21 protein-coding genes and 1 riboswitch are annotated in these 22,834 nt (G+C 64.7%); of the genes, 13 read left to right on the top strand and 8 right to left on the bottom strand.

Going from position 1 to position 22,834, the window contains the following annotated elements:
- A complete protein-coding gene (locus LB529_RS11105) occupies positions 1 to 768 on the top strand; it encodes a cobalt-precorrin-6A reductase (protein WP_224711090.1) in 768 nt (255 codons plus the stop codon).
- On the opposite strand, the gene LB529_RS11100 is transcribed toward LB529_RS11105, so the two are convergent.
- The 8 genes from LB529_RS11100 to LB529_RS11065 all read right to left on the bottom strand — a co-directional run bounded on the left by LB529_RS11100 (position 735) and on the right by LB529_RS11065 (position 11,340).
- Entirely contained in the window at positions 735 to 1,496 is a 762-nt protein-coding gene (locus LB529_RS11100) for a precorrin-3B C(17)-methyltransferase (RefSeq protein WP_224711089.1), read from the bottom strand. The two genes, LB529_RS11105 and LB529_RS11100, sit on opposite strands and share 34 nt — an antisense overlap.
- On the bottom strand, positions 1,493 to 2,239 hold the full coding sequence (locus tag LB529_RS11095) for a precorrin-2 C(20)-methyltransferase (RefSeq protein ID WP_263497213.1): 747 nt from the start codon (positions 2,237 to 2,239) through the stop codon (positions 1,493 to 1,495). Before LB529_RS11095 ends, LB529_RS11100 begins: the two co-directional genes overlap by 4 nt.
- 8 nt (positions 2,240 to 2,247) lie before the next feature.
- Positions 2,248 to 2,880, bottom strand: coding sequence for a precorrin-8X methylmutase (locus LB529_RS11090; protein ID WP_224522769.1), 633 nt, complete (start codon positions 2,878 to 2,880; stop codon positions 2,248 to 2,250).
- The gene (gene cobG / locus LB529_RS11085; RefSeq protein WP_224711087.1) at positions 2,881 to 4,356 is read right to left on the bottom strand and encodes a precorrin-3B synthase; all 1,476 of its coding nucleotides are present in this window, start codon (positions 4,354 to 4,356) and stop codon (positions 2,881 to 2,883) included.
- Positions 4,353 to 7,910, bottom strand: coding sequence for a cobaltochelatase subunit CobN (locus LB529_RS11080; RefSeq protein ID WP_224711086.1), 3,558 nt, complete (start codon positions 7,908 to 7,910; stop codon positions 4,353 to 4,355). The genes cobG and LB529_RS11080 overlap by 4 nt, the downstream gene beginning before the upstream one ends.
- Positions 7,911 to 7,922: 12 nt before the next feature.
- On the bottom strand, positions 7,923 to 8,960 hold the full coding sequence (gene cobW / locus LB529_RS11075) for a cobalamin biosynthesis protein CobW (protein WP_224711085.1): 1,038 nt from the start codon (positions 8,958 to 8,960) through the stop codon (positions 7,923 to 7,925).
- The gene (locus LB529_RS11070) at positions 8,957 to 9,388 is read right to left on the bottom strand and encodes a DUF1636 family protein (protein WP_224522892.1); all 432 of its coding nucleotides are present in this window, start codon (positions 9,386 to 9,388) and stop codon (positions 8,957 to 8,959) included. Before LB529_RS11070 ends, cobW begins: the two co-directional genes overlap by 4 nt.
- Before the next feature lie 39 nt (positions 9,389 to 9,427).
- Positions 9,428 to 9,631: riboswitch (cobalamin riboswitch) on the bottom strand.
- A gap of 509 nt (positions 9,632 to 10,140) precedes the next feature.
- Entirely contained in the window at positions 10,141 to 11,340 is a 1,200-nt protein-coding gene (locus tag LB529_RS11065) for a winged helix-turn-helix domain-containing protein (protein WP_224711084.1), read from the bottom strand.
- 334 nt (positions 11,341 to 11,674) lie between these two features.
- Between LB529_RS11065 and LB529_RS11060 the strand changes: the two genes are divergently transcribed.
- The 12 genes from LB529_RS11060 to LB529_RS11005 all read left to right on the top strand — a co-directional run bounded on the left by LB529_RS11060 (position 11,675) and on the right by LB529_RS11005 (position 22,834).
- Complete coding sequence (locus tag LB529_RS11060; RefSeq protein WP_042643187.1) at positions 11,675 to 12,040, top strand: NADH-quinone oxidoreductase subunit A; 366 nt, start codon at positions 11,675 to 11,677, stop codon at positions 12,038 to 12,040.
- Positions 12,031 to 12,612, top strand: a complete 582-nt coding sequence (locus tag LB529_RS11055; protein ID WP_015317338.1) for a NuoB/complex I 20 kDa subunit family protein — start codon at positions 12,031 to 12,033, stop codon at positions 12,610 to 12,612. Before LB529_RS11060 ends, LB529_RS11055 begins: the two co-directional genes overlap by 10 nt.
- Before the next feature lie 4 nt (positions 12,613 to 12,616).
- Complete coding sequence (locus tag LB529_RS11050) at positions 12,617 to 13,219, top strand: NADH-quinone oxidoreductase subunit C (RefSeq protein WP_224600895.1); 603 nt, start codon at positions 12,617 to 12,619, stop codon at positions 13,217 to 13,219.
- A 40-nt stretch (positions 13,220 to 13,259) separates the two neighbouring features.
- Positions 13,260 to 13,637 carry a four helix bundle protein gene (locus tag LB529_RS11045; protein WP_140839930.1) on the top strand — a complete coding sequence of 126 codons (378 nt, stop codon included), beginning with the start codon at positions 13,260 to 13,262 and terminating at the stop codon, positions 13,635 to 13,637.
- A gap of 66 nt (positions 13,638 to 13,703) precedes the next feature.
- The gene (locus tag LB529_RS11040) at positions 13,704 to 14,894 is read left to right on the top strand and encodes an NADH-quinone oxidoreductase subunit D (protein ID WP_095764860.1); all 1,191 of its coding nucleotides are present in this window, start codon (positions 13,704 to 13,706) and stop codon (positions 14,892 to 14,894) included.
- Positions 14,895 to 16,217, top strand: a complete 1,323-nt coding sequence (locus LB529_RS11035; protein WP_224711083.1) for an NADH-quinone oxidoreductase subunit E — start codon at positions 14,895 to 14,897, stop codon at positions 16,215 to 16,217.
- A 10-nt stretch (positions 16,218 to 16,227) separates the two neighbouring features.
- Complete coding sequence (gene nuoF, locus LB529_RS11030) at positions 16,228 to 17,532, top strand: NADH-quinone oxidoreductase subunit NuoF (protein ID WP_095764862.1); 1,305 nt, start codon at positions 16,228 to 16,230, stop codon at positions 17,530 to 17,532.
- A gap of 75 nt (positions 17,533 to 17,607) precedes the next feature.
- Positions 17,608 to 18,291, top strand: coding sequence for an NADH-ubiquinone dehydrogenase (locus tag LB529_RS11025; RefSeq protein WP_224600897.1), 684 nt, complete (start codon positions 17,608 to 17,610; stop codon positions 18,289 to 18,291).
- Positions 18,292 to 18,365: 74 nt separating this feature from the next.
- The gene (gene nuoG / locus LB529_RS11020; protein ID WP_224545458.1) at positions 18,366 to 20,447 is read left to right on the top strand and encodes an NADH-quinone oxidoreductase subunit NuoG; all 2,082 of its coding nucleotides are present in this window, start codon (positions 18,366 to 18,368) and stop codon (positions 20,445 to 20,447) included.
- Between the two features lie 2 nt (positions 20,448 to 20,449).
- Positions 20,450 to 21,493 carry an NADH-quinone oxidoreductase subunit NuoH gene (gene nuoH / locus LB529_RS11015; protein WP_095764865.1) on the top strand — a complete coding sequence of 348 codons (1,044 nt, stop codon included), beginning with the start codon at positions 20,450 to 20,452 and terminating at the stop codon, positions 21,491 to 21,493.
- Positions 21,493 to 21,984: an NADH-quinone oxidoreductase subunit NuoI gene (gene nuoI / locus LB529_RS11010; protein WP_095764866.1), complete on the top strand. Its 492-nt coding sequence runs from the start codon at positions 21,493 to 21,495 to the stop codon at positions 21,982 to 21,984. The genes nuoH and nuoI overlap by 1 nt, the downstream gene beginning before the upstream one ends.
- 229 nt (positions 21,985 to 22,213) lie before the next feature.
- Positions 22,214 to 22,834: an NADH-quinone oxidoreductase subunit J gene (locus tag LB529_RS11005; RefSeq protein ID WP_140545674.1), complete on the top strand. Its 621-nt coding sequence runs from the start codon at positions 22,214 to 22,216 to the stop codon at positions 22,832 to 22,834.

The following is a 22,834-nucleotide window of genomic DNA, read 5'->3' as shown; positions in this document are numbered from 1 at the left end:
ATGACCCACCGTATTCTGATCCTCGGCGGAACGACGGAAGCCCGGCAATTGGCCGGGAAGCTCGCCCGTCGCGACGATTTTTCGGTCACGCTGTCGCTGGCCGGCCGCACTGAAAGCCCGGTCGCGCAAGGCGTGCCGGTGCGTGCCGGCGGCTTTGGCGGCGCAGATGGGCTGGCTGCCTATCTTGGGGAAGAACACGTCGATCTGCTGATCGACGCCACGCATCCATACGCCGCGCGTATCTCGGCCAACGCCGCGGAAGCGGCTGCGCAGGCTGGCGTGCCGGTCCTGGCGCTGCGGCGTCCTGGATGGGAGCCCGTGGCCGGTGATCGCTGGACGCTGGTCGACAGCGTCACCGAGGCGGCACGTGCGCTCGGCACGGCGCCGCGTCGCGTCTTCCTGGCGATCGGCCGGCAGGAGGCCGGCGCGTTCGAGGCCGCTCCGCAGCACCGCTACCTGATCCGCAGCGTCGACCCGATCGAGCCGGAGCTTGGCGTGCCCGATGCGCTCTACTTGCTGGCGCGCGGACCGTTTCCGGAAGCGGACGAAAGGGCGTTGCTCGAAAAATACGGTATCGATGCCGTCGTTTCGAAGAACAGCGGCGGCGAGGCGACCTATGGCAAGATCGCTGCTGCGCGGGCGCTTGGTATCGAAGTGATCATGATCCGCCGACCGCGTTTGCCGGACGTTCCTTCGACTGAGACCGTCGATGCGCTGGCGGCAAAGATCGATCATCATTTCGACCCCGTTGCAGAACGCGGCGTGTAGACCAGCGCTGGTTTTTCGCCGCGCTTGATGATGCGGGTTTCCGGCGAGCCGATGATGATGCAGGTCGCCATGTCGGCTTTTGCCGCATCGGCATCCGCCAGCAGAGACACTTCGATACGCTCGTCGGGCCGGCCGGCAGCCCGGCCGAAGATCACCGGCGTGGTGCCGGGCAGGATCGCCTTCAGGCATTCGAAGGCGCGGCCAAGCTGCCAGGGGCGAGCCTTGCTGATGGGATTGTAGAGCGCGACGACGAAGCCGGCGCCGGCCGCTGCCAGCAGGCGCAATTCGATCAGCTCCCACGGCTTCAAATTGTCGGAGAGCGAGATGGCGCAGAAATCATGGCCGAGCGGTGCGCCGATGCGGGCGGCTACGGCCAGCATCGCAGTCACGCCCGGGACAACCGAGATGTCGATGGCACGCCATTCTTCAGGGCCGGCTTCGATCGCCTCGCAGACGGCAGCGGCCATGGCGAAGACGCCGGGATCGCCGCCGGAAACGACGGCGACATTGTGGCCTCCTGCGGCCTTGGCCAGCGCTTCGTTGGAGCGGGCGAGTTCCTCGCGGTTGTCGGAGGCGATGCGGGTCTGGTCCGGCCGCAGTTCCAGCCGGTCGAGATAGGGCTTGTAGCCATAGAAGAAGGAAGCCTCGGCCACGGCATTGGCAGCCTGCGGCGTGACCTGGTCGGCATTGCCGGGCCCGAGACCGATGACGGTAAGACGGCCGCTCATGATTTTGCTCCGGCGGCCCCCGGGCGGGCAGACCAGCCGGCAACCAGCACGATGGCGAAATAGGGCGCCTTGTCGTCCGGCTTTTCGGCAAGCCGCATCGAGACGCTGCCCGGCATGGTGCCGCGCTCGACATAGACGGCCTTCGCCAGCTTGCCGGTCGCTTCCAGCGCGCGGCGGATTTTTGGCAGGTTGCGGCCGACCTTCATGATGACGGCGGCATCTGTGTCGGCGAGGCGGCGGGTCAGCTCGAACTCGCTCATCGTGCCGGGCAGCACACTCAGCACGTCGTCGCCCTGGACGATCGGCAAGCCGGTGGCGGACCAGCAGCCGGACATGGCGGTGACGCCGGGGATGACCTCGGTCGGGAAGCGGTGCGCCAGCCGCACATGCAGATGCATGTAGGAGCCGTAGAAGAGCGGATCGCCCTCCGACAGCACCGCCACGATCCTGCCGGCGCCGAGATGCTCGGCCACCTGTTCGGCCGATTGCTCGTAGAAATCGGCGATCTGCGCGCGGTAGTCGTCGTGATCCTTATCGATCTCCGTCGTCACCGGATAGAGCAGCGGCAGCTCGATCATGTCCGGCCGGAAGCGCGCCTCGACGATGGCACGCGCATTGCTGTTGTTGCCGCGCTTGGCGAAATAGGCGACGACGTCCGCCTCTGCCAACGCGCGCGCCGCCTTCAGTGTCAGAAGCTCCGGATCTCCGGGGCCGGTGCCGACGCCGACCAGACGGCCTTTCATGATCGCGTTCACAGGCCAGGCCTCGCCAACGAATTGAGCGCGGCGGCGGTCATGGCGCTGCCGCCCAGCCTGCCGCGCACGATAGCGTAGGGCACGCCGTAGGAATTTTCGGCCAGCGCATCCTTGGATTCGGCAGCACCCACGAAGCCCACGGGCATGCCGATGATCGCGGCCGGCCTCGGCGCGCCGTCGCGCAGCTTCTCAAGCAGATAGAAGAGCGCGGTCGGCGCGTTGCCGATGGCGACGACAGAGCCGGCCATGCGCTCGCCCCAGAGGTCGATCGCGGCGGCCGAGCGGGTGTTGCCGATTTGCCTGGCGATGTCGTGCGTGCGCGGGTCGCGCAGCGTGCATATCACCTCGTTGCCGGCCGGCAGACGGGCGCGGGTGACGCCGTGCGCCACCATCTCGGCATCGCAGAAGATCGGCGCGCCGGCGGCGAGCGCGGTCCGGGCGGCGGTAACGAAATTATTCGAGAAGACGAAATGGCTGGCGGCTTCGACCTGGCCGCAGGCATGGATCATTCGAATCGCGACATCGGCTTCCGCCTCCGAGAAGCGCGACAGATCCGCCTCGGCGCGGATGATGGCGAAAGACCGCTCGTAGATCGCCGTTCCGTCATGGATATAGTCGTAGGCGGCCATTCACTGGTTCCGTCGATAGAGTTCGGCGATGCCGGCCGCGCCAAATCTTTTCAGGCAGGCGGCGGCGGTTTCGCCCTGATGTCTTCCGTCGCGGATCGCGGCAAGGATGCCGGCGACCCCGCGCGCGGCGTCATAGCCCGGCCTGTACGCGGCAGGAAGGGCCTTTGCCGTCCCGTCCACGACAAGTCCGGCTCCGTTTTCGTCGCCGACCAGGGTGAGCGCAGCGGTGCCGGGATGCGCGCAGCCCTTGGCGCAGCCGGAAACGTGCAGGGTCAGCGAGGTGTCAAGGAGGTCCGCGCTTTCTTTTGCGATCGTTTCGGCGATGGCACGGGTGGCGATGCGGCCGGACGCGCAGGCCGGCGTGCCGGGGCAGGCGGCGATGCGGGTGCGCGGATCGGCGGGGTCGGTGACAAAGCCGAGCGCGGCGGCGGAGGATTGGAGCGTGGAGGGGGCGGAGAGACCGAGGAAGAGCAGGGCTCGGCCTGGGGCGAGGCGGATTTCGGAGGCGCCGAGGTTCGCGGCTTGGGCGGCGAGACCGATGAGGTTTTGCGCCGGCATGCTGCCGTAGGGCAGGGCGATGCCTAGGGCGGTGTTGTTGCCTAGATTGAATAGGCCAATGGGACTTCTCGCGGGCTGGCGTTCCTGCACCCCCCTCTCTGTCCTGCCGGACATCTCCCCCTCAAGGGGGGAGATTGCCTTGTCACCGCGGCTTTCGCCAATCTCCAACGCTGAAAGTGGAGAGCCGGCGCGGGAACTACCAATCTCCCCCCTAGAGGGGGAGATGTCCGGCAGGACAGAGGGGGGCGCGAAGGAATGCCAGCTGGCGAGAGAGGCCAACTGCCGCTCCGACAAATCGCGGGTATGCGCCTCCCGGCCCTTTTCCGAGACCATCCGGAGTGCAGCAACTGTAATGTCACGCCCAGCATCCGCATCGACCGCCGCGAGCGGCTTCGCGCTCCGCCCGTCGCCGGCAATCGACACGCTCCACCAGATGCCCGCCGCAACCTGCACCGCCTTCAGCCGCACATCGCCCGTCACCGCATCCATCGTCAGCTGTCCGCCGCCGTCGACAACCACCGACACCTTCGGCCCCAGCCTTGCCGTCAGCCCGGCTTCCTCGATCGCCGCGCTGATTCGCTCTGCCAACGGGCGCGGATCGACGATCTCTTCTGGATCGATTCCCGCCAGCGGTCCGGTCTCGACCGGAACGCCACTGCGCACCGCGATGCCTAGCGCATCTACTTCGTCCGCCAGCAGCCGGGCGCTTTCGGCCGTCAAACCGCGGATCTGCAGGCTGCCGCGCGCGGTCACTTCCATGATGCCGTTGCCGTGGCGCAAAGCGGATTCACCGAGTCCGATGAGCGACTTGGGCGCGAGTCCTCCTGCGACCGGATTGAGGCGCACGAGCAGCCCGTCACCGGTCTGCATCGGGGCGCTCAGGGCCGGGCAGGCGCCACGGCGCGAAAATGCATTCATGCCGCCACCTCGCTTGCCTGGGCCTCGGCAATCAGGGCCGCGAGATCGTCGTCGATGGAATTCCTGAGCGGATGCCAGAGGCCGCGCCGACGCGCGGCGAGGAACCGTTCGGCGATGACCTTGGCAGCCGCCGGGTTCTCGCGCAGCAGGAAGGCGCGCACGTCCGGATCGCCAACATAGGCGTCATGGACGGCCTCGATCAGCGCGCCCGAAATGGCATGGGTGGTTTCGGCGAAGCCGACCAGACGGTCGACGGTCTCGGCGAATTCCGAGGCGCCGCGCGGGCCATGCCGCATCTGGCCGGCGATGAAGCGCGGGTTGACGGCGCGGGCGCGGACCACGCGCGATACCGCTTCGCCGATCGAACGCGGCTTCGGCTTTTTCGGGTCGGTCGTGTCGAGCACGATCACGTCGGCATTGCGGCCGAGCGTGGCAAGGGCGGCCGAAAAGCCGCCGATGAAGGCGACGTCGGCCGAGCCTTCAAGGATGTCGCGGCCCGGATCATCGCCGGTGTGGACGAGGAGATCGGCTTCGGCGATGCGGTCTTCGAAAGCGCCGGGCGCCGAGATCGCTTCGCCATCGGCGCCGCCATAGGCGTGCGAGGTGGCGTCGAGATAAGCGCGGCCGATCTCTTCGCGCGCGCCCCATTCGCCGCGCGACAGCAAGTCCTCGACGCCGGCGCCATAAGTTCCCGGTGAGGTGCCGAAAATGCGCGGTCCGACCTTGCCTTCCGCGCGGGTCGCCGCGGCGAGGGGGTTTTCCGCGTCATCTTCGTCGCGGCTGGCGACCGCATTGGCGGCGGCGTCGATCAGCGCGATCTGGGTCGGGAACATGTCGCGGAACAGGCCGGAGATGCGCCAGGTGACGTCGACGCGCGGGCGGCCGAGCGTGGCCGGCGGCAGCACCTCGATGCCGGTGACGCGGCCGGTGGCGGCATCCCATTGCGGCCGGCAGCCCATCAGCGCCAGACCTTGCGCGATCTCCTCGCCCCCGGTGCGCAACGAGGCGGAACCCCAGAGGTCGATGACCAGCGAGCGCGGCCAGTCGCCATGGCTTTGCATATAGCTGCGCACCACTTCCTCCGCCGCCGCCTGGCCGAGGTCATAGGCGGTTGGCGTCGGCATTGTGCGCGGATCGGAGGTGAAGAGGTTGCGGCCGGTGGGGAGCACATCGGAGCGACCGCGCGCCGGGGCGCCGGCAGGGCCGGCCTTGATGTGACGGCCGTCGAGCGCGGCGAGGAGGGCTGCCTTTTCGGTTTCCGCGCTTTGCCGGCGCAGCGGATCGGTTTCGTGTTCCTGCGCGCGGCCATAGACGTGCAGCCCATCCTTGACGGCGAAATCCTTGAGATCGCAAAGCCACGCGTCGATGCGGCGCAGCGCTTCGTCGGGTTGATCAGCCTTGGCCACGCCCGCTTCAGAAGCGAGGCCAGTCTTCTGCGCGGTCTCGACGATCAGCTTTGCAAGTTGGTCACGGCGGCGGCGGTCGAGGCCGTCGGCCTGCGCGTATTCGTCGACCAACCGCTCGAGTTTCTGTTGCGCCTCGTCTAGGCCGGCGCCGCTCAGCGGCGGCGGCAGATGGCCGAGGGTGACGGCCGAAATGCGGCGCTTGGCCTGCGCCGCCTCGCCCGGATTGGAGACGATGAATGGATAGATGACCGGCAGCGATCCGGTGACGATCTCCGGGAAGCAGGTTCCGGAGAGGGCCACCGTCTTGCCCGGCAGCCATTCGAGCGTGCCATGCGCGCCGACATGGATGATGGCATGCACGCCGAGCGATTTTTGCAGCCACAGGCCGAAGGCGATCAGCTCGTGGCGCGGGGGCAGCGTCGGGTCGTGATAGTCGGCGCGGCGGTCGGCCGAGCGGCCGCGGTCGGGGGCCAGCGCCACGGTGACGTTGCCGAAGGTCGCGGCGCGGAAGGGGAAGGTTGTTTCACCCGCTAGCTGCCAAGGCTGGCGTTCTGTCGCGCCCCCCTCTGTCCTGCCGGACATCTCCCCCTCTAGGGGGGAGATTGGCAGTTCGGGCGCCGGCGCTCCACCTACAACACTGCCGATTGGCGAAAGCGGTGGCGACAGATCAATCTCCCCCCCTGCGGGGGAGATGTCCGGCAGGACAGAGGGGGGTGCCTCGCGCGAACCTATCCCCTTTGCCTTGCCCCATGTCGCCTCAACTGAAGCTCGCGCTTCCCTCGGCAGTTCCGCTAAAAAGGCAACGTAATCCGTCAACGTAAGGCCGTGCCCACCTACCTCCAGCGCATCCAGCAACGCGCGCGGCGATTGCGGAATCCCTTCAACCGCGTAGCCTTGTTCCTTCAGGTCCTGCAGCATGGCGAGCACGCTCGACGGCACATCAAGCCCAACGGCGTAACCGGTTCGCCCTGGCGCGCTCGGATAATCAGGGATCAGGATCGCGAGCTTGCGCTTGGCCCGCTCGGTCCGCTGCAGGCGTATAAACGCCGCGATCCGTTTGGCCACCTGCGCCACGCGATCCGCCTCCGGCCGATTGGCGAAGGCGCGGAAGGCGAGTGCCGGATCGGTCTCGACCTCGCCCTTGAACGAGATCGCGCCGGCCAGGATGCGGCCGTCGAGCTCGGGCAGCACCACATGCATGGCAAGGTCGGCAGGAGCCAGGCCGCGCTGGTTCTTTTGCCAGACCTCGCGCCTCGTCGTGGCCACGATGATCTGGAAGACGGGCACACCGGCGCGGTCGAAGAGGGTCTCGGCACCGGGTTCCGCGCCGGAGGCGAAGGCGGTGGCGGTGACGATGGCGGAGGGGTTCAGGAAGGTGAGGGCGGTTTCGACGAAGGCCAGGGATGCCGCGTCTTTGAGGCTGGAGACGAAGATCGGCACAGGCGCTAGGCCTTGCGAACACAGGGCGTCAACGAGTGCGTCGATCGGTGCCACGTCGGCGCCAAGCAGCATCGAGCGGTAGAAGAGGATGGGGATGACGGCGAAATTGTAGGAGTCGAGTTCCGCCTTTAAAAGGTTCGGCTTCTCGACGACACAAACTCCCGGCTCATAATACCCCGCCTTCGGCACGCTGACCGGTTCGGCCACGGCCGCATCCGACCCCGCCAACCTTGCCAGCCTTTGCACCAGCGCGCGCATATTGGCCGGGCCGCCTTCGCGGAAATAGCCGAGCAGGGCGTCCAATTCGGCGCGCGGCAGGGTCGAGCCTTCGACCAGCCGCAGGTCCTCGTCATGGCTTTCGCCGGGCAGCAATGCCAGCTTGATGCCGCGTTCGCGCGCCACTGCGGCGAGCTGGTCACAGCCATAGCGCCACCAGTCATAGCCGCCGAGGATGCGGACGAGGATGACCCTGGCGTGGCGGGCGACGCTGTCGATCCACAGGTCCACCGACATCGGGTGGCGAAGGTCACGCAGCGCCGCAAGCCGCATTGAGGGCAGCCGCGCCGCATCCGCCTTCCAGGCGGTGGCCAGGCCGGCGAGGTCGCTGTCGGTGAAGGACAGCGCCACCACATCCGCAGGCGTCTGCCTGAGGTCGATCGGCTCGGCGAGATCGTCGAGCGAAGCTGATGTGGTGGCGAGGATATGCATCGCTTTTTGGCCTCAGCCGGCGAGGATACGCTCGATCTCCGGACGGTTCAGCCCCTTGAGGCCGATGACGACGAGCCGCGAGCGGCGATCGTCCTCAGCCGTCCAGGCGCGGTCGTAGTAATGATTGACGCGCGGGCCGACAGCCTGCAGCAGGAGCCGCATCGGCTTGCCGCCGACCTCGACGAAGCCTTTGACGCGCAAGACGTTTTCCTGCTCTGCGGCAAGGGCGACGCGCTTGGCCAGCTCGTCGGGATTGGCGATCGACGGGATGTCGATGACGAAGGAATCGAAATCGTCGTGCTCGTGGTCGAGCTCGTCGTCGTGATGGGTCTTGCGGTTCTCGATGTCGTCCTCGACGGCGAGACCGAGGCCGAGCAGCACCGAGGGATCGACCTTGCCCTGCGACGTCGGCACGACTTTCACGGCGCGCGCCACATGCTCGCCGATGACGGCGTTGGCGCGCTCAGAGCCCGCCGCATCCATCAAATCGCTCTTCGACAGGATGATCAGGTCGGCGCAGGCGATCTGGTCCTCGAACACCTCCTCGACCGGATCGTCATGGTCGAGCGAATCGTCCGCGGCACGCTGCGCCTTCAGCGCGTCCATGTCGGAAGCGACGCGGCCGTCGGCCAGCGCCGGGCCGTCGACCACGGCGATGACGCCGTCGACGGTGACGCGGCTCTTCACGGTCGGCCACTGGAAGGCTTGCACCAAGGGCTTCGGCAGAGCGAGACCGGAGGTCTCGATCAGGATGTGGTCGACCTTCGGCGTGCGGGACAGGATCTGGTCGAGCGCCGGCACGAAATCGTCGGCGACGGTGCAGCAGATGCAGCCATTGGCGAGCTCGACGATGTTTTCCTCCGGGCAGGTGTCGACGCCGCAGCCCTTCAGGATCTCGCCATCGATGCCGACATCGCCGAACTCGTTGACGATGATCGCCAGCCGCTTGCCCTTGGCGTTTTCGAGCAGGTTGCGGATCAGCGTCGTCTTGCCGGCGCCAAGAAAGCCGGTGACGACGGTGCAGGGCACGCGGGAAACGGATGCGTTCATGGTCGGTCCTTCAGCATGTCGAGGGGAGGGATGCGGGCAACCAGGCCGCGCTTGAGAGAATCGGGCCGGCCGCGCCAGGGGATGAGGCCATCGGTCGAGGTGGCGAAGAGCTTTGCGCCGGCGACGAGATCGGCGCCGCTGGTCGTGTTCAGATCGCCGAAGACGTAGCTCCAGCAGCCGTCGCGCAGCAGCGCGGCGCTTAGCCGGCGCTTGCAGTTGCCGAGGCATTCGACGGTACGGATGTCGATCTTTTCGCCGCAAGCAGCCCGACGCGTGTCTTCGGCAAGCAGCGCGCCGGCGCGCGGATGCGCATCCGACCCGGTCTCGTCGCGGCAGGATGAGCAGACGATGACGGTGACGCCAGCCAAAGCATCGGGCTCGGACGGAATGTCCGCACTGTTTGCCGGGAAACTGCCGTTGCGATCCAAAACCATGCTCCTTGCCCGGAAAACCCGCCGGGCATTCGGATATTTAAAGTCTCAGACGGCAGGTCTCCTGGCTCGCGGGTCGTCACCCTGAATGCCGCCTTCCCGGGAACAGCCCAGTGGTTTTCGGCAGAGGCTCGTCGCTTACAGTTGCGGGGACAGCCGCGGATTTGGGTGTTGGCCCGCACCGCATTCCCTCTTGGCTCCTCCCTTTGCCGGGAGAAGACCGTCTGGGTCAGGATTTAGAGGGTTCAGGGGGCTGGAGTCAACGACTGGCTTAGTACCAGCCTTTTGGCGGCTTTATGGGTTTGAGGTATGGACCCACAAGTTTGCGAGGCGGTGAGGCCACGGGCGCCATACTTAACGAACAGCCGTGCTGGCAAACCGGTTCCCACATCAAGACGAAGCGATTGGCGTCGAACTTCGGCTCATGAACTATTATATAGCGCTGCCCTACCGGCAATAAGCCACAGGCGCCTGCGATCTGCTTGTCGATCGTTCCAAACTCCAACCACCGCAGAAGAAGCGCCGTCACTTCTTTTGGCTGCATACCGGGTGCAATGTGGCCGCCACAGAAAATGACTGGACGCGTGACCTCTACCCATTCCTCTCGGTAAGCACCTGTCGCATATGATGGCGACGCTAAGGTCAGGTAGGCCAAGACCAGACATATCGAGCGCCTGAAAACCATCGCAACCGATCCTAACCACAGTTGGGATGTTCTATTTTTGTTCACTCTCCCTGTCAACGCGCAGCTACGACACCGCGATGTCGGCCAGCGCCGGTCCGAGGTCGCCGGCCGGCGTCACTTCGATCGCCTCCAGGCCGAGCCAGCCCTGCATCTGCTTCAACTCGTTGAAGAGCTGGGCGGCCGTTTCGGACGGGGCGCCGGCCTCGGCGTAGGCGGCGTGGACGCGCAAGATGCTGGCCGGGCGGTCAGCTTTCAGATCGACGCGGGCGACGATCCGATCGCCGAGCAGGAAGGGCAGCACGTAGTAGCCATATTGGCGTTTCTCGGCCGGCGTGTAGATCTCGATGCGGTAGCGGAAATCGAAGAGTTTCTCCGTCCTGGTGCGTTCGAAGACGACGGGATCGAAAGGGGCGAGCAGGGCGCGCGCTTCTATCCGGCGCGGGAAACGGGCGTCCTTGTGGAGATAGGCGGTCTTGTCCCAACCTTCGACCTTCACCGGCAGCAATTCGCCGGCTTCGACCAGTTCCTCGATGCGATCCTTCGTGTCGCCCGGCGCGAGACGAAAATAGTCGCGCAGGTCGCCATAGGTGGCGATGCCATGGGCGCGGGCGGAAATGCGCAGCAATTCGCGATGCGCGTCCTCGACCGAGGGGACGGGAAGGTCGAGCACCGCCTGCGGCAAAACGCGCTCGGGCAAGTCGTAATAGCGTTCGAAGCCGCGGCGGTAGGCGGTGGTGATGCGACCGGCCCAGAACAGCCATTCGAAAGCGTGCTTGGCCTCGCTCCAGCCCCACCAGCCGCCATTGCCCTTGTGGCCTTCGATATCGGAGGCGGCGATCGGACCACGATCGGCGACTTCTCCATATATCTCGTCGATCATTTCCTTGCGTTCACGACCCCATTTCGCTAGGCCGAGATACATCTCGTCGCCCCGCTCGGCGCGCTGCATGCGCCAGCGCATCAAAGGATAGGTCTCGACGGGCAGGAACGACGCCTCATGCGCCCAGTATTCGAACACGGCGCGCTTGCGGGTGACTGCGGCATTGTCGAGCAGCGTAAGCGGGTAGGGGCCGAGGCGCGAATAGAGCGGCATGTAATGCGCGCGCACCACCGCGCTCACGGAATCGATCTGCAGAAGGCCGGTTCGCGAAAGTACCCGCGCAAGGTGGCGGCGATCCGGAACACCACTGGGCCTAGGGTCGTTGAACCCTTGCGCGCCGAGCGCGACGCGCCTCGCCATGGCCAGCGAAATCTTGTCCTTCATCAGGTGTCCTTGCCCCGATCGTCCGTTGGATTTTTAGCCGGTGATTCCTGTCATGCTAGCAGGCAAATAGCGGTAGATATGTCAGGAGAGAAAACTGGAGTAAAAACTGAAGGAAATCAAACAGGAGCGGATCGGACCAGTTTCTTCCGATAAGGCGTCCAGAGCCGCGATTTGAACAACGTTTGACTTGCGTCACCGAAACCGCTGCGCTAACCCTCGCCGCGTTGCAGCATGGGCCCCTTAAAACGGTTCAGCGGTTAATCTGTCACGCTTCCGCATTAGAGTTCGTTGCTGTAATCAAAATGAACTGCCCCCGCCGAAGGAAAGTCGCCGCATGAGCGCACTCCTAAGTTCGTACCTGCCTATCGTGCTGTTCATCGCCGTGGCGATGATCGTCGGTCTGGCGCTCATCATTGCTCCGTTCCTTGTCGCCTACCGCAATCCCGACCCGGAAAAGCTTTCCGCCTATGAATGCGGGTTCAACTCGTTCGACGACGCCCGCATGAAGTTCGACATCCGCTTCTACCTGGTGTCGATCCTGTTCATCATCTTCGATCTCGAGGTCGCCTTCCTGTTCCCGTGGGCGGTGTCCTTCTCGAAGCTCGGCATGCTCGGCTTCTGGTCGATGATGGTGTTCCTGGCGGTGTTGACCATCGGTTTTGCCTATGAATGGAAAAAAGGAGCGCTGGAATGGGATTGAACGATAGTTCAGGCACCCTCGTCGCGCCGAAGCCCAAGGGCATCATCGACCCCAACACCGGCAGGCCGGTGGGGGAGGACGATCCCTTCTTCCTCGAAATTAACAATGAGCTGGCCGACAAGGGTTTTCTCGTCACCTCGACCGAGGCGCTGATCACCTGGGCGCGCAGCGGCTCGCTGATGTTCATGACCTTCGGCCTCGCCTGCTGCGCGGTCGAGATGATCCACACCTCGATGCCGCGCTATGACTCGGAGCGTTTCGGCGTCGCGCCGCGCGCGTCGCCGCGCCAGTCCGACATTATGATCGTCGCCGGCACGCTGACCAACAAGATGGCGCCGGCGCTGCGCAAGGTCTACGACCAGATGCCGGAGCCGCGCTACGTCATCTCGATGGGCTCCTGCGCCAATGGCGGCGGCTACTACCACTATTCCTATTCGGTGGTGCGCGGCTGCGACCGCGTCGTGCCGGTCGACATTTATGTGCCCGGCTGCCCGCCGAGCGCGGAGGCGCTGCTCTACGGCATTCTCCTTCTGCAGAAGAAGATCCGCCGCACCGGCACGATCGAACGGTGAGCCGATGACCCTGGCGCTGAACGAACTCTCCACCTATCTCGGCGAGAAGCTCTCCGGCCGCATCGGCGAAGCCGTGCTTGCCTATGGTGAGCTGACGGTTTCGGTTGAACCGGGCAACCTGATCGAGGTCGCGACCTTCCTGCGCGACGATCCGCGCTGCCAGTTCATCTCGATCATCGATGTCTGCGGAGCGGACTACCCGTCGCGCGCCAAGCGCTTCGACGTCGTCTATCACCTATTGTCGCCGAAGCAGAATGTCCGCATCAGGCTCAAGGTCCAGGCCGACGAGGAGACGCTGGTGCCGTCGCTGACCGGCGTCTATCCGGGTGCCGACTGGTTCGAGCGCGAGACCTACGACCTTTACGGTGTGCTGTTCTCGGGCCATCCGGACCTGCGCCGCATTCTCACCGACTATGGTTTCGAGGGGCATCCGCTGCGCAAGGATTTCCCGCTGACCGGTTTCGTCGAGGTGCGCTACGACGACGAGGCCAAGCGGGTGATCTACGAGCCGGTGGAATTGAAGCAGGAATTCAGAAATTTCGACTTCTTGAGCCCGTGGGAAGGAACGGATTACGTGCTTCCCGGGGATGAGAAGGCGAAACAGTGAGTAGGAAGTAGTGAGTAGTGAGTAGTCAGTAGGGAAGGAATTGGAAAAGCGGATCGAATCTTATCGCGACCTGATGGTGTGGCAATCGGCGATGGTCCTTGCCGAAGATTGTTATCGCGTCACCAAAGGTTTTCCGAAGGACGAGATCTATGGAATGACCTCCCAGATGCGCCGCTCGGCGGCATCTATCGCCGCCAATATCGCTGAGGGGTATGGTCGTGAGAACAGAGGTTCATTCGTTCAATTTCTGCGCATGGCGCAGGGTTCGTTGAAGGAACTGGAAACGCACATACTCCTGGCATGCCGGGTTGGCTTGTTAGAAAAAGACAATGAGATTGAACTGCTGGTGCGATGCGAAGAGATTGGAAAGATGACGAGATCTCTCATTCGGACGGTGCAGGCCAAGCAGGCGGAATGAAGCAGGCATTGAGATTGATGATCACTACTCACTACTCACTACTGACTCGTCGCCAGAGGCGCCACGATGGCTGAAACCTCCGTCCGCAACTTCAACATCAACTTCGGCCCGCAGCATCCTGCGGCGCATGGCGTTTTGCGCCTGGTGCTGGAGCTGGACGGCGAGGTGGTCGACCGCGTCGATCCGCATATCGGTCTGCTGCATCGCGGCACCGAGAAGCTGATCGAGGCCAAGACCTATCTGCAGGCCGTGCCTTATCTCGACCGGCTCGACTATTGCGCGCCGATGAACCAGGAGCATGCCTTTGCGCTCGCGGCCGAGCGCCTGCTCGGCATCGAGGTGCCGAAGCGCGGCCAATTGATCCGCGTGCTCTATTCCGAGATGGGCCGTATCATGTCGCACATCTTGAATGTGACGACGCAGGCCATGGACGTCGGTGCGCTGACGCCGCCGCTGTGGGGCTTCGTCGAGCGCGAAAAGCTGATGGTGTTCTATGAGCGCGCTAGCGGTTCGCGCATGCATGCGGCCTATTTCCGGCCGGGCGGCGTGCACCAGGACCTGCCGCAGAAGCTGGTCGAGGACATCGGCAAGTGGATCGACCCGTTCCTGAAGTCGATCGACGATCTCGACGCGCTCTTGACCGGCAACCGCATCTTCAAGCAGCGCAATGTCGATATCGGCACGGTGTCGCTGGCCGACGCCTGGGCCTGGGGCTTTTCGGGCGTGATGGTGCGCGGCTCGGGGGCCGCCTGGGACCTGCGCAAATCGCAGCCCTATGAATGCTATTCCGAGATGGATTTCGACATCCCGATCGGCAAGAACGGCGACTGCTACGACCGTTACCTTGTGCGCATGGAAGAGATGCGCCAGTCGGCGAAGATCATGCGCCAGTGCGTCGATCTGCTGCTCGGCAAGGAAAGCGCCGGCCCCGTGTCGAACCTCGACGGCAAGGTCGTGCCGCCGAAGCGCGCCGCGATGAAGCGCTCGATGGAAGCGCTGATCCATCACTTCAAGCTCTATACCGAGGGCTACCGCGTGCCGGCCGGCGAGGTCTATGCGGCCGTCGAGGCACCGAAGGGCGAATTTGGCGTCTACCTGGTCTCCGACGGCACCAACAAGCCCTATCGCTGCAAGCTGCGCGCGCCCGGTTTCGCGCATCTGCAAGCCATGGATTTCCTGTGCCGCGGCCACATGCTGGCCGACGTCACCGCCGTGCTTGGCTCCCTCGACATCGTGTTTGGTGAGGTCGATCGCTAAATGTCAGTCCGCCGTCTTGCAGAAGCCAGCCTCCAGCCTGCCACCTTCGCCTTCAACGAGGCGAACGCGGCGGCCGCCCAGCAGTGGATCGCCAAATACCCGAAGGGGCGCGAGCAGTCGGCGATCATCCCGTTGCTGATGATCGCGCAGGAGCAGGAAGGCTGGGTCACCAAGGCGGCGATCGAGACGATCTCGGACATGCTCGGCATGCCGCGCATCCGTGGCCTCGAAGTCGCGACTTTTTATACGCAGTACCAGCTCAATCCGGTCGGCACGCGCGCGCATATCCAGGTCTGCGGCACCACGCCCTGCATGCTGCGCGGCTCCGAAGCGCTGATGGATGTGTGCCGTTCGAAAATCCATCACGACCAGTTCCATACTAACGACAAGGGCACGCTGTCGTGGGAGGAGGTCGAATGCCTCGGCGCCTGCGTCAACGCGCCGATGGTCATGATCTTCAAGGACACTTTCGAGGACCTGACGCCCGAGCGGCTGGCCGAGATCATCGATCTCTACGACGCCGGCAAGGGCGCCGAGGTGAAGCCTGGTCCGCAGAACGGCCGCCACGGGTCCGAGCCGGCTACCGGGCTGACGACGCTGACCAGCGAAAAGGCGATCCTGAAGTCAACGCGCGACAAGGAAGCCAGGGCGGCGGCGAAAGCGGCCAAGGAAGCTCTCGCGTCGGCGCCGCCTGCAGCTCCCGCCGCAGCCCCGGCACCCGCTGCGCCGGCAAGTTCGGCGCCGGCTCCGGCCGCCTCCGGCCCGGTTGGGCCGTCAAAATCCAGCAAGCCGAAGACTCATGCGGCTGAAACCAGCCCGGCGCTCAACACGCCGTCGCCGGTCAAGGTCGCCCCGGCCACCGAGAATGGCGCCAGCGTCAGGGCGCCGCGCCATTCGGCCGCCAACGCCAATCAGGCTTCTCCGGAAGTCGAGGCGGTTTCAAAGCCGCGCAGCGGGCCGAAGACCAAGGCCGAGCCGGCCACGGCTTTCAAGGCGCCGGAGACCAAGCAGCCTGTCGCCAAGACGACGAAGCCTTCGCTCGATGACAAGAACCGGCCGGCCGGCATCGAGCGCCCGGCAACGGTCGACGATCTCAAGCTGATCTCAGGCGTCGGCCCGAAGATCGAAAGCACCCTCCATTCGCTGGGCATCTACACTTTCGCGCAGGTCGCCGCCTGGAAGAAGGCTGAGCGCGAATGGGTCGACGGCTATCTCAATTTCCGCGGCCGCATCGAGCGCGACGACTGGGTGAAGCAGGCCAAGGCGCTCGCCAAGGGCGGCGTCGCCGAATACATCCGCGTCTTCGGCAAGAAGCCGGTCTGAGGGACGACAAATGCTTCAGGACAAAGACCGCATCTTCACCAACATCTACGGCCTGTTCGACAAGTCGCTGGCCGGCGCGCAGTCGCGCGGCATCTGGGACGATACGCCAGGCCTCGTCGCCAAGGGGCGCGACTGGATCATCAACGAAATGAAGGCGTCGGGTCTGCGCGGGCGCGGCGGCGCCGGCTTCCCGACCGGGTTGAAGTGGTCGTTCATGCCCAAGCAGAGCGACGGACGGCCGAGCTATCTGGTCATCAACGCCGACGAATCCGAGCCCGGCACCTGCAAGGACCGCGATATCCTGCGCAACGATCCGCACACGCTGGTCGAGGGCGCGCTGGTCGCCGGCTTCGCGATGGGCGCGATCGCCGCCTACATCTATGTGCGCGGCGAGTTCATCCGCGAGCGTGAGGCGCTGCAGCGCGCCATCGACGAGGCTTACGCGGCCAAGCTGATCGGCAAGAACAACACATCCGGCTACGACTTCGACATCTACATGCATCATGGCGCCGGCGCCTATATCTGCGGCGAGGAGACGGCGCTGCTCGAAAGCCTGGAAGGCAAGAAGGGCCAGCCGCGGCTGAAGCCCCCATTCCCGGCCAATGTCGGCCTCTATGGCTGCCCGACCACCGTCAACAACGTCGAATCGATCGCGGTGGCGCCGACCATTCTGCGCCGGGGCGCCGCCTGGTTCTCGTCCTTCGGCCGCCCGAACAATGCCGGCACCAAGCTGTTCTGCGTGTCCGGCCACGTCAACAATCCGTGCACTTTCGAAGAAGCGATGTCGATCCCGTTCCGCGAGCTGATCGAGACGCATTGCGGCGGCATCCGCGGCGGCTGGGACAATCTGCTCGCGGTCATTCCGGGCGGCGCTTCGGTGCCGCTGGTGCCGGCCGAGCAGATCATCGATGCGCCGATGGATTTCGACGCGCTGCGCGACCTGAAATCCGGGCTCGGCACGGCGGCCGTCATCGTCATGGACAAGTCGACCGATATCGTGAAGGCGATCGCCAGGCTGTCCTACTTCTACAAGCATGAGAGCTGCGGCCAGTGCACGCCGTGCCGCGAAGGCACCGGCTGGATGTGGCGGGTGATGGAGCGGCTGGTGCGCGGCGAGGCGCAGAAGCGCGAGATCGACATGCTGCTCGACGTCACCAAGCAGGTCGAGGGCCACACAATCTGCGCGCTGGGCGACGCGGCTGCCTGGCCGATCCAGGGCCTGATGCGGCATTTCCGCGGCGAGGTGGAACGCCGCATCGACGAGTTTTCGCGCAACGCGCACCGGGTCGAGCCGGTGATGGTGGCGGCGGAATAAGACTACGAAATACGGGCTTGGCCCGAAGACTGAAAAACTGGGGCGGGCATACGAAGAAACGACCAGGAGATCTCTATGGCGCCGTATTCGATACCCTATCCGTTCGTGCCTGATTTGGACCAACTCGAGAAGATGAACCAGGACCTGACCAAGATGATGCCGAAGGAGATGGCCAGCGCCGTCAACCTTCTGGCGCATCCAGTCGCGGGCGCCGCCGCGATGTCGGCGCTCAGCATCGGTCTGGCCAACCACGCCGTCGGCATGTGGATGGGCGCGTTCACCGGCGCGCTGGAGGCTTCGCAGCGCATGTTCCAGCCTTTCCTCGACGATCTCGAGGCGCAGCATGAAGCGGCCGCCAACGCCTCCAAGGCGCGCAAGGCGACCGAGACGTTGATCGCCAGGGCTCAGACCTTCGCCCAGGATGTGACCGACATAGCGGCGAACGCGACCGAGAAAGCGCTCGACGCGACCGGGGCCGATATTGTCGCCCAACCGGCCGCAACGAGGCTGATGCCTGAGGATTTCAGGCAGCCTAAGGCCGTCGACAAGCCGGCGAATCCGTCGGACCTGAAGGCGATTTCGGGTGTCGGACCGAAGCTGGAAAAGGTGCTCAACGGTCTCGGCATCTGGACCTATGGCCAGATCGCCGCCTGGACCTCGGAAGAGATCGCCTGGGTGGAAGATTACCTGTCGCTCGCCGGCCGTATCGGCCGCGACAACTGGACTGCCCAGGCCGCGGCGCTCGCCGCGAAGAAGTGAATTGAAATGCCGGGCGCGGCTTCAGTCGCGCCCGGAAGGATAGATTGCGGGACATCCGCAGAGGTTTGAGGCGAATGGCAAAGCTAAAGGTCGACGGGAAAGAGATCACGGTACCCGACCATTACACGCTGCTGCAGGCGGCCGAGGACGCCGGCGCGGAAGTGCCGCGCTTCTGCTTCCACGAGCGGCTGTCGATCGCTGGCAATTGCCGCATGTGCCTTATCGAGGTGAAGGGCGGTCCGCCCAAGCCGCAGGCCTCCTGCGCCATGGGCGTGCGCGACCTGCGCCCGGGCCCGAATGGCGAGCCGCCGGAAATCTTCACCAACACGCCGATGGTCAAGAAGGCCCGCGAAGGCGTGATGGAATTCCTGTTGATCAACCATCCGCTCGATTGCCCGATCTGCGACCAGGGCGGCGAATGCGACCTGCAGGACCAGGCAATGGCCTTCGGCGTCGATTCCTCGCGCTATCATGAGAACAAGCGCGCGGTCGAGGACAAGTATATCGGCCCGCTGGTCAAGACGGTGATGAACCGCTGCATCCATTGCACGCGCTGCGTCCGCTTCACCACCGAGGTCGCCGGCATTTCCGAGCTCGGCCTGATCGGCCGCGGCGAGGATGCCGAGATCACCACCTATCTCGAACAGGCGATGACGTCGGAGCTGCAGGGCAACGTCATCGATCTGTGCCCGGTCGGCGCACTGACCTCGAAGCCGTTCGCCTTCCAGGCGCGGCCGTGGGAACTGACCAAGACGGAATCGATCGACGTCATGGACGCAGTCGGCTCGGCGATCCGCGTCGACAGCCGCGGTCGCGAGGTGATGCGCATCCTGCCGCGCGTCAACGAGGCGGTGAACGAGGAGTGGATCTCCGACAAGACCCGCTTCATCTGGGACGGCCTGCGCACGCAGCGCCTAGACCGCCCTTACGTGCGCAAGAATGGCAGGCTCGTTTCGGCAAGCTGGGCGGAAGCCTTCGCGGCGATCAAGGACGAGGTTGCAAAGACCGCGCCCGAGCGGATCGGCGCCATCGCCGGCGATCTCGCCGCGGTCGAGGAAATCTACGCGCTCAAGCTGCTGATGGCCGCGCTCGGCTCGAAGAACATCGACTGCCGCCAGGATGGAGCAGCGCTCGACCCGTCGCTCGGCCGTGCCAGCTATATCTTCAACCCGACCATCGAAGGCATCGAGCAGGCCGATGCGGTGCTGATCATCGGCGCCAATCCGCGCTTCGAGGCCTCGGTGCTCAATGCCCGCATCCGCAAGCGCTGGCGCGTCGGCAATCTGCCGGTCGGCGTCATCGGCGAGATCGGCGATACACGCTACGACTATGAGCTGATCGGCGCCGGCCCGGAATCGCTCAAGGACCTTGCCGACGGCAACGGCAAGTTCTTCGAGGTGCTGAGCAAGGCCACGCATCCGCTGATCATCGTGGGCCAGGGCGCGCTGGCGCGCACCGACGGCGCGGCGGTGCTCGGCCAGGCAGCCAGGCTCGCGGCCGCCGTCAACGCGGTCACAGCCGAGTGGAACGGCTTTGCGGTGCTGCACAACGCAGCGGCAAGAGTCGGCGGCCTCGATGTCGGTTTCGTGCCGGGCGAGGGCGGCAAGAACGTCGCCGGCATGCTGGGCGACACCGATGTGCTCTTCCTGCTCGGCGCCGACGAGATTGACATGGCCAAGACCGGCGGCGCCTTCGTTGTCTATATCGGCACGCATGGCGATGCCGGCGCGCACCGCGCCAATGTCATCCTGCCGGCCGCGGCCTACACCGAGAAGTCGGGCACCTATGTCAACACGGAAGGCCGCGTGCAGCAGACCAACCGCGCCGGCTTCGCCCCTGGCGAGGCGCGCGAGGACTGGGCGATCCTGCGGGCGCTCTCCGACGTGCTCGGCAAGAAGCTGCCCTTCGATTCGCTGGCGCAGCTGCGTGCCAAGCTCTATGGCGAATTCCCGCATCTCGCCCGCATCGACCAGGTGCAGGCGGGCAGCGGCGACGACATCGCCAAGGTGGCGAAGCTCGGCGGCCGGCTTAACAAGGGCACCTTCACCTCGCCGGTGAAGGATTTTTATCTCACCAACCCGATCGCGCGGGCGTCGGCCGTGATGGCCGAATGCTCGGCGCTGGCCAAGAGCGGCTTCAAGCAGGCGGCGGAATAAGCATGGACACCTTCTTCTCCTTCTACGTGCTGCCGACGCTGCTGATCCTGTTGAAGTCGGTCGTGCTGATCGTCGTGCTTCTGATCGGCGTCGCCTATCTGCTTTATGCCGACCGCAAGATCTGGGCGGCGGTGCAATTGCGGCGTGGGCCGAACGTCGTCGGTCCATGGGGAACGCTGCAGGCCTTTGCCGACCTTCTGAAATTCGTCTTCAAGGAGCCGGTGATCCCGTCGGGCGCCAACAAGGGCGTGTTCCTTCTGGCGCCGCTGGTCTCGGCGGTGCTGGCGATTTCGGCCTGGGCTGTCATTCCGGTCAATGAGGGCTGGGCGATCGCCAACATCAATGTCGGCATCCTTTATGTCTTCGCCATCTCCTCGCTCGAGGTCTATGGCGTGATCATGGGCGGCTGGGCATCGAACTCGAAATATCCGTTCCTCGGCGCGTTGCGCTCGGCCGCGCAGATGGTGTCCTACGAAGTCTCGATCGGCTTCGTCATCGTCACCGTGCTGCTCACCGTCGGCTCGCTCAACCTCTCCGACATCGTCATGTCGCAGCAAGACGGTCTCGGCACGCGGCTTGGCCTGCCCAACACCTTCCTCGACTGGCACTGGCTGTCGCTGTTGCCGATGTTCGTGGTGTTCTTCATTTCCGCGCTTGCCGAGACGAACCGTCCGCCCTTCGACCTGGTGGAAGCGGAATCGGAACTCGTCGCCGGTCATATGGTCGAATATTCGTCGACGCCGTTCCTGCTCTTCTTCCTCGGCGAGTATGTCGCCGTCGTCCTGATGTGCGCGCTGGCGACCATCCTGTTCCTCGGCGGCTGGCTGCCGCCGTTCAACTTCGCGCCCTTCACCTGGATACCTGGGGTGATCTGGTTCGTGCTGAAGATCTGCCTGATGTTCTTCATGTTCTCCATGGTGAAGGCGTTTGTGCCGCGCTACCGCTACGACCAGCTGATGCGGCTGGGCTGGAAAGTCTTCCTGCCGATCTCGCTGTTCATGGTCGTGGCCACCGCGGCCTTCCTCAAGATCACGGGGTTTGCGTGATGTCCGCTCTGGCCCAGGCCGCAAAATCGCTGCTGCTGAAGGATTTCGTCAGCGCCTTCTTCCTGTCGATGCGCCAGTTCTTCGCGCCGAAGGAAACGATCAACTATCCGCATGAGAAGGGGCCGATCAGCCCGCGCTTCCGCGGCGAGCATGCGCTGCGCCGCTATCCGAACGGCGAGGAACGCTGCATCGCCTGCAAGCTCTGCGAGGCGATCTGCCCGGCGCAGGCGATCACCATCGAGGCCGGCCCGCGCCGCAATGACGGCACGCGCCGCACCGTGCGCTACGACATCGACATGGTGAAGTGCATCTATTGCGGCTTCTGCCAGGAAGCCTGCCCGGTCGACGCCATCGTCGAAGGGCCGAATTTCGAATTCGCGACCGAGACGCGCGAGGAGCTCTACTACAACAAGGAAAAGCTGCTCGCGAACGGCGATCGCTGGGAGCGGGAGCTGGCGCGCAACATCGCGCTGGATGCGCCGTATAGGTGATTAGCGTGCTTCTCCTCGTAAACCGGGAGAAGATGCCGGCAGGCAGATGAGGGGCGGCGCCAGCTTCTGGAAACTTGGCGTGCCCCTCATCCGGCCCTTCGGGCCACCTTCTCCCCGTAAACGGGGAGAAAGAACAAGAAAGTGGACGGCGCAACGTCGTCCGTCTAAGGAACACGCGGTTTCGAACCGGAGGCGGGTCGGAGTCGGAATTTGGAACCCGGGGGAACCCATGCTGAGTGGACTAGAGGCGGCCTTTTTCTACCTCTTCGCCTTTATCGCCGTGGCGTCGGCCTTCATGGTCATTTCGTCGCGCAACCCCGTGCATTCCGTGCTGTTCCTGATCCTCACCTTCTTCAACGCCGCGGGGCTGTTCATGCTGACCGGCGCCGAGTTCCTGGCGATGATCCTGCTGGTCGTCTATGTCGGCGCGGTTATGGTGCTGTTCCTGTTCGTCGTCATGATGCTCGACGTCGACTTTGCCGAGATGAAAGAGGGCGCGCTGCAATACGCGCCGATCGGCGCGCTGGTCGGGCTGATCCTGGCGGCCGAGCTGATCGTCGTGCTCGGCGGCTACACATTCGCACCGCAGCTCGCCTCGACGGTCGCCAAGGCAACGCCGGATCTCGCCACGCGCTCCAACACGGCGGCGCTCGGCGACATCCTCTACACGGACTACCTCTATTATTTCCAGATTTCCGGCCTTGTGCTGCTGGTCGCCATGATCGGCGCCATCGTCTTGACGCTGCGCCATAAGGAAGGCGTCAAGCGGCAGTCGATCGCCGCGCAGGTCGCCCGCACGCCGGCGACGGGCATGGAAATCCGCAAGGTCAAATCGGGCGAGGGTATCTGA

Source organism: Mesorhizobium sp. CA5, assembly GCF_020165105.1.
Lineage (GTDB): Bacteria > Pseudomonadota > Alphaproteobacteria > Rhizobiales > Rhizobiaceae > Mesorhizobium.
The sequence above is the reverse complement of the archived record's forward strand: the minus strand, read 5'-3'. Positions and strand labels throughout refer to the sequence as shown.

Coding starts and splice junctions, on each gene's coding strand:
- LB529_RS11105 (WP_224711090.1), top strand. CDS start 1: ATGACCCACCGTATTCTGATCCTCGGCGGAACGACGGAAGCCCGGCAA.
- LB529_RS11100 (WP_224711089.1), bottom strand. CDS start 1,496: ATGAGCGGCCGTCTTACCGTCATCGGTCTCGGGCCCGGCAATGCCGAC.
- LB529_RS11095 (WP_263497213.1), bottom strand. CDS start 2,239: ATGAAAGGCCGTCTGGTCGGCGTCGGCACCGGCCCCGGAGATCCGGAG.
- LB529_RS11090 (WP_224522769.1), bottom strand. CDS start 2,880: ATGGCCGCCTACGACTATATCCATGACGGAACGGCGATCTACGAGCGG.
- cobG (WP_224711087.1), bottom strand. CDS start 4,356: ATGAATGCATTTTCGCGCCGTGGCGCCTGCCCGGCCCTGAGCGCCCCG.
- LB529_RS11080 (WP_224711086.1), bottom strand. CDS start 7,910: ATGCATATCCTCGCCACCACATCAGCTTCGCTCGACGATCTCGCCGAG.
- cobW (WP_224711085.1), bottom strand. CDS start 8,960: ATGAACGCATCCGTTTCCCGCGTGCCCTGCACCGTCGTCACCGGCTTT.
- LB529_RS11065 (WP_224711084.1), bottom strand. CDS start 11,340: ATGAAGGACAAGATTTCGCTGGCCATGGCGAGGCGCGTCGCGCTCGGC.
- LB529_RS11060 (WP_042643187.1), top strand. CDS start 11,675: ATGAGCGCACTCCTAAGTTCGTACCTGCCTATCGTGCTGTTCATCGCC.
- LB529_RS11055 (WP_015317338.1), top strand. CDS start 12,031: ATGGGATTGAACGATAGTTCAGGCACCCTCGTCGCGCCGAAGCCCAAG.
- LB529_RS11050 (WP_224600895.1), top strand. CDS start 12,617: ATGACCCTGGCGCTGAACGAACTCTCCACCTATCTCGGCGAGAAGCTC.
- LB529_RS11040 (WP_095764860.1), top strand. CDS start 13,704: ATGGCTGAAACCTCCGTCCGCAACTTCAACATCAACTTCGGCCCGCAG.
- LB529_RS11035 (WP_224711083.1), top strand. CDS start 14,895: ATGTCAGTCCGCCGTCTTGCAGAAGCCAGCCTCCAGCCTGCCACCTTC.
- nuoF (WP_095764862.1), top strand. CDS start 16,228: ATGCTTCAGGACAAAGACCGCATCTTCACCAACATCTACGGCCTGTTC.
- LB529_RS11025 (WP_224600897.1), top strand. CDS start 17,608: ATGGCGCCGTATTCGATACCCTATCCGTTCGTGCCTGATTTGGACCAA.
- nuoG (WP_224545458.1), top strand. CDS start 18,366: ATGGCAAAGCTAAAGGTCGACGGGAAAGAGATCACGGTACCCGACCAT.
- nuoH (WP_095764865.1), top strand. CDS start 20,450: ATGGACACCTTCTTCTCCTTCTACGTGCTGCCGACGCTGCTGATCCTG.
- nuoI (WP_095764866.1), top strand. CDS start 21,493: ATGTCCGCTCTGGCCCAGGCCGCAAAATCGCTGCTGCTGAAGGATTTC.
- LB529_RS11005 (WP_140545674.1), top strand. CDS start 22,214: ATGCTGAGTGGACTAGAGGCGGCCTTTTTCTACCTCTTCGCCTTTATC.